Source organism: Marinibactrum halimedae (assembly GCF_021234875.1).
GTDB lineage: Bacteria > Pseudomonadota > Gammaproteobacteria > Pseudomonadales > Cellvibrionaceae > Marinibactrum > Marinibactrum halimedae.
Genome location: NZ_JAJQVM010000021.1, coordinates 1 through 14,198 on the forward strand (window position 1 = coordinate 1; position 14,198 = coordinate 14,198).

Annotated in this window: 7 protein-coding genes; 5 read left to right on the forward strand and 2 right to left on the reverse strand. The window is 42.7% G+C overall.

The window, feature by feature from the left end:
- Positions 1-275: 275 nt before the first annotated feature.
- Complete coding sequence (locus tag LU351_RS12740) at positions 276-2,021, reverse strand: tryptophan halogenase family protein (protein WP_232594463.1); 1,746 nt, start codon at positions 2,019-2,021, stop codon at positions 276-278.
- Positions 2,022-2,255: 234 nt separating this feature from the next.
- Positions 2,256-5,003, reverse strand: coding sequence for a TonB-dependent receptor (locus tag LU351_RS12745; RefSeq protein ID WP_232594464.1), 2,748 nt, complete (start codon positions 5,001-5,003; stop codon positions 2,256-2,258).
- A gap of 677 nt (positions 5,004-5,680) precedes the next feature.
- Between LU351_RS12745 and prpB the strand changes: the two genes are divergently transcribed.
- From prpB to LU351_RS12770, 5 genes are all read left to right on the forward strand, one after another.
- On the forward strand, positions 5,681-6,571 hold the full coding sequence (gene prpB / locus LU351_RS12750; RefSeq protein ID WP_348525032.1) for a methylisocitrate lyase: 891 nt from the start codon (positions 5,681-5,683) through the stop codon (positions 6,569-6,571).
- A gap of 276 nt (positions 6,572-6,847) precedes the next feature.
- Positions 6,848-8,005, forward strand: coding sequence for a bifunctional 2-methylcitrate synthase/citrate synthase (prpC, locus tag LU351_RS12755; protein WP_232594465.1), 1,158 nt, complete (start codon positions 6,848-6,850; stop codon positions 8,003-8,005).
- Between the two features lie 64 nt (positions 8,006-8,069).
- Positions 8,070-9,563 carry a bifunctional 2-methylcitrate dehydratase/aconitate hydratase gene (locus LU351_RS12760; RefSeq protein WP_232594466.1) on the forward strand — a complete coding sequence of 498 codons (1,494 nt, stop codon included), beginning with the start codon at positions 8,070-8,072 and terminating at the stop codon, positions 9,561-9,563.
- A gap of 299 nt (positions 9,564-9,862) precedes the next feature.
- Positions 9,863-11,095, forward strand: a complete 1,233-nt coding sequence (locus tag LU351_RS12765; RefSeq protein WP_232594467.1) for an ABC transporter substrate-binding protein — start codon at positions 9,863-9,865, stop codon at positions 11,093-11,095.
- Between the two features lie 40 nt (positions 11,096-11,135).
- The gene (locus LU351_RS12770) at positions 11,136-14,144 is read left to right on the forward strand and encodes a response regulator (protein ID WP_232594468.1); all 3,009 of its coding nucleotides are present in this window, start codon (positions 11,136-11,138) and stop codon (positions 14,142-14,144) included.
- Positions 14,145-14,198 lie beyond the last annotated feature (54 nt).

A 14,198-nucleotide genomic window follows, 5' to 3' on the forward strand; every position in this document is an offset into this window, starting at 1 on the left:
CTGAATTTACTCAAAACGAATGATGACAGTAAAAGGCGAATCAAACAGCGCATAGTGGCCGCCGCAGCGGACGACGAATATCGTTCAAAGATTCTTCTTTCTGGGTGATTATTACTAGGGAGCCCTGATTTTTTGGCGCATCTATCTTTTCCAGATTCACATATCCTTCATGATAGAACTAAGTATTTGCCGGTTTTCTGTCATTTACGTTTGTTTATTTCGCTTGATTTTATGTAAAAATTTCTTATATGAGAATTATTTTTGGGGCTGAATGATTACACTGCTGTGATTGAGTTTGGAGAGAGTTGATTTAAAAATTCTTCGTGATCAGGAAGACGTTCAGCCAATGATTTAATCAGTTGTTCAAGAGAATCTAACAGTTGTTGGTGTTGTTGTGAGGAAAAATGGCCCGTGGCTGGGTGATAGTCTTTTGGAAGCAGGTTTTGTCCTATCATCACTTGTTGCCAAGCAATGGGAAGAAATAAGTCATCCGATTCAGTAAAAATATTGCCAGTGCTCGTGAAATTTTCAATTTTCATTTTCAATGAATCTGGAATATCCATATGTTGGCAGTCGCGCCAAAAGTCTGAACCCTCTCGTTGATTTGCATGGTAGTGTAAAATAAGGAAATCTCGTATGTGTTCAATTTCTTTTTGGGTTTGTGCGTTGTATATGGACACAGACGCATCTTGTATACCCCTGTGTGGAAAATGTTTGACTAAACGAATCGCTGCAGATTGAACAAGATGGATACTGGTGGATTCTAATGGCTCTAAAAAGCCACTGGCTAATCCAATGGCAATACAGTTTTTAAACCACGCTTGTTTTCTTCGACCGGTTGTAAAGCGCAACGCTTTGGGTTCTGCAATTGGTTTGCTGGGCAAGTGTGCCATTAAATGCGCATAGGCTTGATCTTCACTGAGGTGATTATCACTGTAGACAATGCCATTTCCGGTTCGATGTTGGAGCGGTATTTTCCATTGCCAACCGGCGGTGTGTGCATTGGCTTGGGTATAAGGGGGAAGGGATTTCAGGCGTTCACTGGGTATGGCAATGGCTCGATCACAAGGCAGCCAATGTTGCCAGTTCTCGTAGGCCACCCCAAGAGTATTATGAATGAGTTGGCCGCGAAATCCTGTGCAATCAATAAATAAGTCTCCCTCAATCGTCTCGCCGGACTCAAGGTGAAGGGTTTGAATATAGCCATTGTCTTTTTGTTGTGTTGTTCCTATCACTTTGCCTTCTTTACGCTGAACACCCCGTTGTTGGCAAAAATTAGACAAATAGCCTGCATACAAACCGGCATCAAAATGATAAGCCGATACCAACCCTTTTAATTCTGTATGTGGAATGCGTGTTAAGTGGGTAAATTTGTGGTGCTTTGCAGCTTGATAATTTAATGAGTATTGCCAAAAAGAACGCGTGTCTCCGTTTAGCCGCGCTTTATTCCAAAGATGATGAAAACTGCAAAAGGCGAAGTCTTGTCCAATATTCCCAAACGCATGCATGTAAGACTGTCCAGGTTTGCCCCAATGATTAAATTCAATGCCGAGTTTTATCGTCGCTTGAGTTTTCTTCATAAAATCGGTTTCGGAGATGCCCAAGGCGTTATTCAATGTAACAATGGGTGGAATCGTGGCCTCACCGACACCGATTGTGCCTATTTGCTCTGATTCAATTAAGGTAATCGCAATTGAATGGCCTAAGAGTTTTACTAATGTGGCAGCAGTTATCCATCCTGAGGTGCCGCCCCCTACAATAACGACGTTTTTTACTGTGGGATAAATCGTTTTTACCGAATATTTGTGTGGATTTTCAGTAATGGGTTTAGAGTGGTTGGTAGGGTTATTGTTGTTGGTGAGGTTGACGTTGTTGGTAGGGTTATTGTTGTTGGTGAGGTTGGCGTTGTTGGTAGGTGCCGTGGTGGATATACGAGTGGCGGTGGTGGCAGACATTTTTTTATCCTGCAAGTTATTATTCTTAGGAAAATGACAAGCGTTATTAAAAACCGCTTCTTTCATGTGTCTATTCACACAATATCGTGTAATGAGCGTAAAAAGGCTGCTAAAAAACAAAAAAACCGCCCAGTGTATTCACAAAGGGCGGTTAAAATAAGATGTTCAATCGCTTAGTCACGCAACTCCGTATGCGAAAAGCATCAGAGTACATTTCTAATGCTTGTTCATATTATGACATAAAAATCGTGACATTTCATTTATCGAATTTTATTGTCATTCTATGTTTAATTTTTGGCGCTAAAAGCGATAACTTGCCCCAATGAGAAAGTTTCGTCCAAAGACTTGGTGATCTCGAATAAACCCATCGGTATCTACGGTAGTGTAGGGTTCATCCGTTAAATTTTGTGCTTGCAGTGTCAGTATTAAACCGCTGAGAGATTCAATATTGGCTTCTTCAAAATCGTAACTTAGTTGAGCATCCCAAATCTCGGCACCTTGCACAATAATGGTTTCACGTTGAAAGCTGTTTGCAAAGCGTTCGCCTGTGAAATCGTCCCGTTTTCTCATACTGGTTCGTACTTGAAATCCATTGCGTTCATAGTAAAGGGTGAGATTAAAAATATTTTCCGAGAGTCCAGGGACTTGAATTTCTTCTCCGCTGGAGGTTTCAACGCTGCTGTCGATAAAGGTGGCACTGGCAATTGCACCAAACCCTTCTAGGCTATCGGCAATAAAGCTACCCGGCACTGATGCTGTTAGTTCTAGTCCTTGAATGTCTCCACCGTCGGAATTAACCCAAAGGTTCGCGAGGCCTTGTGTGGATACTATTGATGGGGGAAGTAAGTTTGCATTAATGAGTTCGGCCATGTCGAATGGGACTTCTTCGGTAATCTGCCAAGATCGTAAATCTTTATAAAAAAGGGCAGCAGAAACATAGCCTTCGTCGTGATAATACCATTCGTAGCTTAAATCGTATTGATTGGCTCGATTGGGTTCGAGTCGTGGGTTACCCCCTTCGGCTGTAAACGGTGCTCCACCAGGAACATTCAATGAATTATCAAAGCCATACGAAAAGCCTGCATTCATACGGTCCATTCGTGAGCGTGACATGGTGCGAGAGGCTGCCACTCTGAGCATCCGATTTTCGGATAACTCAAATGAAAGATTAACGCTGGGGAGATAGTCTGTGTAACTTATACCGTCACGGGCATCAATGATGTCGACTAAATCGTTTTGAATCGTAACGGCTTTTCCTGTTGAGCTTTGATCACTGTGAACAATTTGCAAGCCGATATTACCGTTGAGAGGGATATTGCCGAAGTCGGTAGAAAAGTCTGCTTTGGCAAAAGCCATGGTGATTTCTTCGGTTACACTCCAGTCATTGGTCGAACGTGAACCTACGGTTAGGTCTTCTTCGGTTTCAATGTAATTGCCGTCTTGCCAAAATTGAAATGAGTCGTAGGCCACCATATTACCCATGCCGATAAAATCAAGAGAAACCGTACCTTCTAGATAGGCGTCAGGAATGCTTCGTGTATCGGGATATTCATTTAAGGTCAAAAAAATACCGGTATCTTCTTTTGACTTTGTACGATCGGAATAATAAATGCCGCCTTCAATGGAGTTAATAAGTCCGTCGTCGAATGATTTGGTTAACGCTAATTTGAGTGTATCGAGTTCGTCTTCAATTTCTGGAATATTAATAAATCCATCTTGAGCATCCGGATTAACCGTGACTCCATTTCCCCAATTTAACCCGCCCCCAAGTTGAACAACACTGGTATCGCTGTAATCAATGGAGGGTGTAAATTGCACACTATTTTGAGAGTTTTGCGTGTAAGTTAAGGTGTCATAGGGGCCATTGTCGGAACCGCGACCGGTGCTGGAATAACTTTCTAGGCTCCATACTTTTCGCTCTACAGAGGAATTACTGTAATCAATATCTAACGCTATGTTGTCGGTAAGAAAATATTCGATGTTGAGCCCATAGGCTTGGAGATCGGCTTCGCGTTGTTCAAAATCATTGCGAACCTGTAATTTTGCATCGTTAATGACACCGCTGGTCACAAAGCCATTTTCGATATTTTGTGGTGTAACGCCGCTGCCCCAAGCGGCGGGAATTTCAATGCCGCGAAGGGTTTTTTCATCGAGAAAATCAATTCTCAATGCATCGGCAGTAATATTGAGCCGATCATTCGGTTCGTATTGAAAAACACCCATATAGGTATCGCGATTTAACATGGAAGAGCGGACAAAGGGTTTGGCGCCGCCCAGTACAAAATCGCCGTCATCTGTCGTGGGGTATCCCCAGGCTTCCCAACGCTCTTCATTATTGGGGGACTCCATGGTGGCCGCCGCAAAAGCCACGCCGACTTTGCCATCCGCAAATTGATCAATGTAGGAAAAGGTCGCACGGTGGCCTTGATCGTCTCCATCGGGGTTTAAATTACCAATGTCGTTTTGTTCTACAGTGACGTTCATTTGAATCGTTTGTTCACCATGATCAATTGGGCGAACCGTTTGTAAATCAATCACACCGGCAATGCCCTGTGTGGTGACTGTGGCATCGGGTGATTTTTGTACCACAACACCAGACATGATCTCTGAAGGGTAAACGTCAAACTCAACGCCACGGTTGTCACCAATCGAGACCTGTTCTCGGCCATTCAATGTTGTTGCACTGAAATTTTCTCCGAGTCCGCGAATGGAAATGGAGCTGGCTCGACCGTCTAAGCGCTGTGCGGCAAGCCCAGGTAAGCGTGCAATAGACTCCGCAATGCTAGAGTCTGGCAGTTTGCCAATGTCTTCGGCAGATACGGCTTCAATAATGGACGATGAGTTCATTTTCATGTCCATCGAGTTTTTTAAACTGCGGCGTATGCCGCTCACTACCACCTCTTCCATCAATTCAGAAGATTGTTGTGATTGGGCGAGTGTTAGAGGGGCTTGTAGGCTTAGAGTGCCTAATGCAAATGTTCCTAAGACAGAAGAAATGGAAATGGCAAGCCGGCTGCGATGAAAGTGCATTGAGCAGGTTTTTTTCATGATCAAACCCTCGAGCGTGACTATTTGATTATTATTGGTTGATTATTATGTCGTGTTACTTTCGCAAGTTGCGCACGCAATCCTATTATCGACGACCCTATTTACCGACGACCCTATTACTGAAGATATTGCGCCATTCTCTGAACAAATCAGAGAATTTACTTGTAACATCGATGCTAGCACCCACGTTTTTGGAGCGACAATGGTAGTGCATACGTATTCAAGTCCTTATGATGTTTTTGGCGACATTGAATACGTATTCAAAGGTCATGTGAGTGCAGATGAGAGTAAGGAAAAAATCAGGATTGTAGGTATGTGACCTTGGGCGATAGGAAAAGAATGATAGCGTGCTCTTTTATTATAATTTGCATTAAAAGTCTATTCTGTACTGGGAATGTCGAGCATTACAGGGTAAATTCAAGGTTAATTGAGTGGTACGCCATATGAAAAATTTAGATTGCTTGTGTCAATTAGGTTGTCTTAATAGACGGTGTAAATAAATAACTCGTTTATTTTGACTATGACTCAGTGAAAATAATAAATAAAGATTGAAAACAGATAAAATCTAAAGATTTCGAAAGAGGCGCTGTGAGTTGCCTTTTGTATCGTGTTTTTCATTCAGGCTTGTGCAATGGATGAGAAATAAAGTGAGCTGATATAGTACAGGAATAATGATAATGACACCTGGCCAGCGCTTCAGAGATCGAGTTACGTCTTCTTTTCCACTTTCCATCGTGGGAGTGGCCAATGCCTATACCGCACTAATGGCAACCAAGTTGGGCCATCAAGCCATTTATCTTTCCGGGGCAGGGTGCGCCAATATTTCCTATGGGTTTCCTGATTTAGGAATTACAGACCTGCATGATGTTTTAACTGATGTGAAACGGATTACCGACCGAGTCGATACTCCCTTGTTGGTGGATATTGATACCGGTTGGGGAGGTGCCTTTTCTATTGCTCGTACCATTAAGTCGATGGAGAAAGCGGGAGTCGCTGCCGTGCATATTGAAGATCAAGTGGCTGCTAAGCGTTGTGGTCATCGACCTAACAAGGCGATCGTAAAAACGGAAGAAATGGTTGATCGACTAAAAGCAGCGGTGGATGCCAGAGAAGATCCTCACTTTTTTATCATGGCGCGTACCGATGCTTACGCCAGTGAAGGCTTAAATGGCGCTATTGATCGCGCGTTGGCTTACAAAGACGCGGGGGCCGACGGTATTTTTGCTGAAGCGTTTGTTGATATTCACGATTATGACACCTTCCAAAAGGCGGTTGGCTTACCGGTTCTTGCCAACATGACAGAGTTTGGTGTGAGCCCCTTGGTTTCTCGAGAATTGCTGGCTGAACATCAAGTATCAATGGTGCTATATCCTCTTACGGCAGCGCGTGCGATGCACAAAGCGGCAGAATCTGTCTATCGTCATTTACTTGAGGAAGGTGACCAAACTGCACTATTGCCCACACTTCAAACGCGTCAAGAGTTGTATGAGTATTTAGATTATTACCGCTTCGAAGAAAAATTAGATTTATTATTCAGTGAATTAAAAGAGAATAAAAACAGTAAATAAACGCAGTAGAAAATGTAAGTGCAGTAAAGATGTAAAAGCAGTAAACCCTAGGGTGGCCTATTCTGGTTGTCTCATTCTTGTGGTTTTATCGTTGTTTTGTTTGAGTGGAACGGGCCTAAGTAAACATCGGCATAAAATAGAAAGTGATTGCCTCTTTTTTTAATACTCTTTTTTAATGCTCTTCTTTAAACGAAGATTATTGAAACGAAATAAAAAAGAGTATTAACAAAGAGGAGATTCAATCGTTTTTTTATATTCGCTTTTGAGGCTTTTATTATGGATTCCATGAAGAGCACCCCATCAACGCAAACAATGAAAACACAATCCACTGGTTTGCATGGTCAAATAGCAGGTAAAACACGGTTATGCACTGTGGGCAAAAGTGGTTCGGGATTGACCTATCTAGGGTATGACATTGTCGAGCTTGCTGAGCATTGTGAATTTGAAGAAGTTGCGTATTTGTTATTGAACGGGGAATTGCCCAATGCATCGCAATTGAATGCTTTTCAGGAAAAATTAATGGCGTTACGGGAGCTGCCCGAGTCATTATGCCGTATTTTAGAAACTCTACCTGCGGACTCTCATCCTATGGGGGTAATGAGAACCGGGGTGTCTGCCCTAGGGGATTTAGAACCGGAATTGAATTTCTCTCAACAAAAAGAGGTGGCTTACCGATTATTGGCGGTGCTGCCGGCGATTTGTGTGTATTGGTATCGCTTTAGCCACGATGGAGTACGTGTTCCCACTCAAACATCTGAGCCGACCATTGGTGGCCATTTTCTTGCCATGTTAAATGATGAAGGTATTTCCGATTTGCATCGAAAAGTGATGCATTCTTCGCTTATCCTCTATGCAGAACATGAATTTAATGCGTCTACTTTTACTGCTCGGGTGTGTGCCTCTACGCTTTCTGATATGCACAGTTGTGTCTCTGCCGCCATTGGTGCTTTAAAAGGGCCTTTACATGGTGGGGCTAATGAAGCGGCCATGGATATGATTGAACAATGGAATTCTCCGGATGAGGCTGAAGCAGGCATTTTGTCCATGCTTGAGCGAAAAGAGAAAATCATGGGGTTTGGCCATGCTGTTTATCGTGAGAGTGATCCGCGTAATGCCGTCATAAAAAAATGGAGCCAATCATTGGCAGAAGAAGTGGGTGATACTGTGTTGTACCCCATCAGTGAGCGTTGTGAAGCGGTAATGTGGAGAGAAAAAAAATTATTTTGCAATGCCGATTTTTTCCATGCCTCTGCTTACCATTTCATGGGTATTCCAACCAAATTATTCACTCCGATTTTTGTGATGTCTCGCATTACTGGTTGGGCAGCGCATGTGTTTGAGCAAAGAGCTGATAATCGAATTATTCGTCCTTCCGCTGATTATATTGGCCCGGAGGCTCGTTCGTTGGTGCCACTGACTCAGCGTACTCATTAATACGTACTCATTTCAGCGTACTCATTAATGTATCGGTAACACAGAGATTTAATCAGGAGATGAGATGCACGTTCCAGCAGAAAAGGCGAACCGGCCAGATTACGATAAAGTGATCAGCGATATTGCTGATTATGTGATGGATTATGAAATTGATGAACAGCAACACGCTCTTGCGTTAGAAACTGCCCATTGGTGCTTGATGGATAGTTTAGGTTGCGGATTTTTAGCACTGACTCATCAATCGTGTCATAGGTTACTTGGCCCTTGGGCAGAGGGCACCATTGTGCCTAATGGCGCACGCGTGCCTGGTACTTCTTTTGTTTTAGATCCGGTAAAAGCGGCTTGGGATATTGGCTGTATTATTCGTTGGCTCGATTTTAATGACACATGGTTGGCGGCAGAGTGGGGGCACCCATCGGATAACTTAGGGGCTATTCTTGCGGTGGCGGACTACTTGTCTCGGCAGAGAGAGGCGGCGCATAAGGCACCATTATTGATGAGTGATGTGTTGAAAGCGATGATTAAAGCCCACGAGATTCAAGGTGTTATTGCATTGGAAAATGCGTTTAATCGCGTAGGGCTTTGCCATGTTATGTTGGTGCGTATTGCATCAACGGCGGTGGCTGCATCGTTGATGGGGGCGGATAGAGAGACATTAAAAGCCGCGATTTCTCATGCCTGGATTGACGGCTCTGCATTGCGTACTTATCGACATGCGCCGAATGCGGGTTCGCGTAAATCTTGGGCGGCAGGTGACGCCAGTGCGCGAGGAGTGGAATTGGCCCATTTGTGTATGGCCGGCGAAATGGGTATTCCCAGCGCATTAACCGCGAAAACTTGGGGCTTTTACGATGTGGCTTTTAGCCATACGAATGTTGATTTGGCATTGAAACCCGAAGGTCAACGAACTTTGCATTTTACACAACCCTATGCAACTTATGTAATGGAGAATATTTTATTTAAGATTTCTTTCCCGGCAGAGTTTCATGCACAGACGGCCTGCGAAGCTGCTGTAAGTTTACATTCTCAAGTAAAAGGCCGATTAGAGGAAATTGAAAAAATTGAAATTGCCACACATGAATCGGCCATTCGAATTATTTCAAAAGAAGGTAAGCTGGCCAACCCGGCTGATCGTGATCATTGCCTCCAATATATGGTTGCGATTGCATTGGGTATGGGTGATGTGAAAGCAGAGCATTATGAAGATACCTTCCATCATGAAAATACTTGGATCGATGAATTGCGTGCAAAAATGCGGATTACAGAGAATCCACAATTCTCAATAGATTACTTAGACGCAAATAAACGCTCTATTGCGAATACAGTACAGGTGGTGTTTAAAAATGGAGAATCCACAGAGGCTGTTACGGTAGAATATCCCTTAGGTCATCGTCGTAGAAGGGAAGAGGGAATTCCCAAAATGAAAGAGAAATTCCTAATGAATTCTCGTTCCTGCTTTTCACAAGCACAGAGTGAGGCCATTTACTCGCTCTTTCAAGATAGGCAAGCATTGAGTCAAATGACGGTTTCAGCGTTTATGAGTCAACTTGTACTGTAATTGTTATCGTCCCTTCACAGATTTTGATTTCACTTTGTTATGATGACATGCCCGCAGATGTTCCTGCGGGTTATATTTCCTATTTCTGCCTAAAACACAGATTCATCTATACTCTAGAAATGGTTTTGTCATATTTGTTCTCACTCTAGATAACGGTTATTTCTAACAACAATATCGTGATTTCATGTTAAACAAGAGCCTGCTTTATAGAAATAGAAAAATATGAGTGTATAGAACATAAAGGCGATGAGTTTTTTATAGACCTATATTTATTCTAAATCGATCGGAAGCATAATAATATGAAATGCCGTGTTGGGTTAAGAAAGGTCAGTTTATTCGTATTCTTGTGTATTTATTCCTCGTTGTTTGCTTCTAAAGCCACCTCGTCAGTCATTAAAATTTATTTGGATGCAGATCGTACACGTCATTTCGCATCGGCTCGTTCTATTGAAATGGGGGTTAAAACCGCATTTGCCGAAGTGAATAATACGATTCAGGGGCGCCGGGTCGAGTTTGTAATGACGGACCACCGGGCTAACTCGTCACGAAGCAAACTGAATATGCAAAGGGCGTTTTCCGACCCTGATACTTTGTTGGTAATAGGAGGGATGCACTCCCCACCGCTCATTAAAAACAGAGCATTTATTAATGAGCGAAAAATGTTAACACTGGTGCCATGGGCTGCCGGCGGCCCGATCACTCGTTATCCTTCTGAAGATAATTGGATTTTTCGATTGTCTATTGATGATACAAAAGCCGGTTTTGTTATCGCCGAGTATGCCGTTAAAAAACGACAGTGTGAAAATCCTCACTTGATCCTTGAGCAGACGCCATGGGGTGAGTCAAATCGTAAAACCATGTCGAAAGCATTATTGGCGTCTTTACAGAAAGAGCCCGCCGTCACATGGTTTAACTGGGGAATTTCAGACGCCAATTTTCGGATCAAGCTGCGAAGTATTTTAGCCTCAAAAGCGGATTGCCTTTTATTTGTGGGGAACTCTAATGATGGGGAAACCTTGGCGAAGGCAATTTTATCTATTGAAGAAGCAAGAGTATTGCCGGTATTAAGCCACTGGGGTATTACCGGTGGGTCATTTCATAAAGCTATCACAGCCAAACAGCGCGCAAGTATGGATTTAACCTTCATTCAAACGTGTTTTTCATTTGTATCCTCCGCACAGACGGAGTTATCTCGTAACGTATTTGCCAGTGCTCAGACGATGTTCTCTGACATTACCACGGCCACTTCTCTGAAGGCCCCAGCAGGCTTTATTCATGCCTATGATTTAAGTCGACTGCTTATTCAAGGGCTTTCTCAGATTACGCTGACGGAGAGTATGGACACAAACCGCGCTGCATTGAAGGAGGCGTTAGAACAATTGCAGCAGCCAGTACAAGGTTTGGTAAAGCGTTATGATAAACCGTTTTCTACTTATCGGGTGGAAAATGAAGACGCACATGAAGCGTTAAGTGTGGATGATTTTTGCATGGCAAAATTTGGCGAAAAAAATGAGATCCTATTAATGGACTGATTTTTTAGCTTTGCTGGATAAGTCTAAAAGAGGGAGGAATATGCTGAAGAAAGCCTCTTTTTTTCAAGGATTACTGATTACCCTTTCATTAGCATTAGGGTTTTGTATCTTTGTCAGTATTGTGATTGTGACACCACGTATCGAAAATACCGTCATTGGAATGCAAAAAGACGCCAGTCAAAAAGAGACGGAAATTATCGGTGCGTATTTGGAGCAATATTTAGACGATCGTATTGCCACCCTCAAAGATATTGCTGGATACCCTATTGTAAAAAACGGTGTGATGGGCGCAGGAATTTCAGATGAAGACGTTGCAGATTTTTTAAATGATGTCACGATTCTTGGGAAAAACGAAGGTTTAGTGTTATTAAATGTTGCGGCAGAAAGTATTTATGCCCGTGGTGTTGACCTATCTCATGATTATCGTTTTGATACGCCATGGTTTGAGAGGTTGATGACAGAGCAGTCTCGTTTTGAGGTGAATCTTATTCACCATCATCAACAAGACTACTTTCAACTTGTGGTTCCCATATTACTTAATGGGTATGTTGAAGGCGTATTAGTGTGTAATACACAAACGAATTTAGACGAAATTTTACAAGTATTATTTGCCTCTAAAAAGCGCCATCTGCAATTAAAAAAAAATAATATTACATTAAGCACTTCTGCTATTCCTGATCAAAGCCAAGTCTTAACTCTGACCCATCATATTCCCTTAGCAGACATCGATATGGTATATCAAATCGATGTCCAGTCTTTACAAGAACAAAAAGACGCTTTTCTTTGGACGGTGATGGCCAGTATCGCTTTTACATTAGGGTTTACATTTCTGGTACTGATTACCTCGGGCAATATTACGGTGATGGCACCTTACAAACGTATGGAGGCGCTCACCAAGGAGCGGGATGCAGCTTTAATTGAAGCAAAAGAATCCACAAAAGCGAAAAGTGCATTTTTGGCCAATATGAGCCATGAAATTCGTACGCCGCTCAATGGTATCTTAGGTATGCTGGGGTTGCTCAATCGTAGCCAGATAAATCATCAGCAAAAGCATTATGTCAGGCTCGCAAAAAGCAGCGCCGACTCGTTATTGACACTCATTAACGATATTTTGGATTTTTCAAAAATTGAAGCCGGCAAGTTAGATCTTGAAGAACTGGATTTTGATTTGTGTGGGCACTTGGAAGATTTTGTGCATACGATGGCACTGCGAGCTCAAGAAAACAGAGTCGAACTGATTTTGGATTCTAACTTAACTCAACCGTGTGTTGTGCGAAGTGATCCGGGACGGTTGCGTCAAATATTAACTAACTTGGTGGGCAATGCCATCAAATTTTCTGCTGAAGGAGAGGTGGTTGTTTGTGCTCGTCTGGAAGAAAGGGAGGGCCAGGTTGCGAGCTTTAACTGTCAAATTATGGATACGGGAATCGGCATTGCACCAGAGAAAATTGGCACATTATTCAGTTCATTTAGCCAAGTAGATGCTTCTACAACACGTAAGTATGGCGGTACGGGGTTGGGGTTAGCGATTGTGAAGCAGCTTTGTGAATTGATGAAAGGAAACATAATGGTTGAGAGTGCATTGGGAAAAGGCAGTACCTTTTCATTCAATTTACCGGTGATATTGAGTGAATTACCCTCCATTAATCGTACGGTCTCTAATATCCAGGGGCAACGAGTCTTAATTGTGGATGACAATGAAACCAATCGAGAGGTGTTAAAAGGGCAATTGGAAGGGTGGGGGGCGGCAGTGGAACAAGCAAAAAGCGGGGCGATGGCCTTATCGATACTTGAAAAAGTCACCCACGAGAATGCTTCTAACCCCTTTTTTTCAGTAGCGATTCTGGATATGAAAATGCCGGAAATGGACGGCGCCCAATTGGGTAAAACAATTCGGGAAAATCCAAAATGGGACGTGATGAATTTGGTGCTTATGACGTCTGTGAGTGAGCGAGGCGATGCCAATTATTTTTCTGAACTGGGTTTTAATGCGTATTTTTCTAAACCGGTAACACCTTCAGACTTACGAGAAGCCTTATTGCTTTTATTGGATGATACGACGCAAAAACCACTGATTGATCAACATAATTTACGCTATTACGATAAAGCCAGTATTACTTCTACTCAAGGCTTATCTGACTCTGCCAGACAATCGAGATTGCTATTGGTGGAAGACAATGCCATTAATCAAGAAGTGGCAAAAGGTTTATTAAAAGATTTAGGGTTGCAGACAGATACTGCAAATAACGGAATAGAAGCATTAAGTGCATTGAGAAATGCACCGAAATCGGCACCCTATGATTTAATTTTGATGGATTGTCAGATGCCGGAGATGGATGGTTATCAAACCACGTTAGAAATAAGAACCGGGGGTGACCATAGGATTAATTCAGAGGTGCCTATTATTGCAATGACGGCCAATGCCATGAAAGGGGATCGAGAAAAGTGTTTATCGGTGGGCATGAATGATTATATGACCAAGCCTATTGATCCCGATCAACTTGAAAAAAAGCTCAAAAAATGGCTTGAACCATCTTTAGGTGAAACCTCATTTGATAAGGCGCTATTAGAAACACGTTTTCATGCTGAGAGCAAGAGTGTTGTCACTGGTGAGACGACGATAGGTGGGGTTGCTACAGACAATGTTATCACAGACGATATTGTCTCAGAAAACTTAGCATCAGAGACTGTGTTAAGAGGAGACGGGGGTGCTTCAACGTTGATTTGGGATAAAGAAGGAGTACTGAAGCGGGTGCGAGGAAAAGAGGAACGCTTGTCAGCGTTGGTTCAATTGTTTCTCAATAATATGCCAGAGATGATGGCGTCCATTGAAAAAGCGGTGAGTGAAGAGAATGCCATGGAAATTCGCAAAAGTGCCCATGCGGCGAAAGGTTCTGCTGCGAATCTTGGGGGCATTGAGTTACAGCGTGTATTGCAAACCATTGAATGCCAATCAGAAGATATTAAGGCTGTTAAAGAATTAATGCTTGAGCTTCAGGGGCATTATCAGAAGTTAACAGAGTGTCTTAAGCAGTATTTAGTGCACTGAACGTAAGGATATTTCAAGAAGTGCCTACTTATTTAGGGGGTGTCTACAGTATTG

What these genes read in the sequence shown, in the direction of transcription:
- LU351_RS12760 (WP_232594466.1), top strand. Translation starts at nt 8,070, where the DNA reads ATGCACGTTCCAGCAGAAAAGGCGAACCGGCCAGATTACGATAAAGTG.
- LU351_RS12770 (WP_232594468.1), top strand. Translation starts at nt 11,136, where the DNA reads ATGCTGAAGAAAGCCTCTTTTTTTCAAGGATTACTGATTACCCTTTCA.
- LU351_RS12765 (WP_232594467.1), top strand. Translation starts at nt 9,863, where the DNA reads ATGAAATGCCGTGTTGGGTTAAGAAAGGTCAGTTTATTCGTATTCTTG.
- LU351_RS12740 (WP_232594463.1), bottom strand. Translation starts at nt 2,021, where the DNA reads ATGAAAGAAGCGGTTTTTAATAACGCTTGTCATTTTCCTAAGAATAAT.
- LU351_RS12745 (WP_232594464.1), bottom strand. Translation starts at nt 5,003, where the DNA reads ATGAAAAAAACCTGCTCAATGCACTTTCATCGCAGCCGGCTTGCCATT.
- prpC (WP_232594465.1), top strand. Translation starts at nt 6,848, where the DNA reads ATGGATTCCATGAAGAGCACCCCATCAACGCAAACAATGAAAACACAA.
- prpB (WP_348525032.1), top strand. Translation starts at nt 5,681, where the DNA reads ATGACACCTGGCCAGCGCTTCAGAGATCGAGTTACGTCTTCTTTTCCA.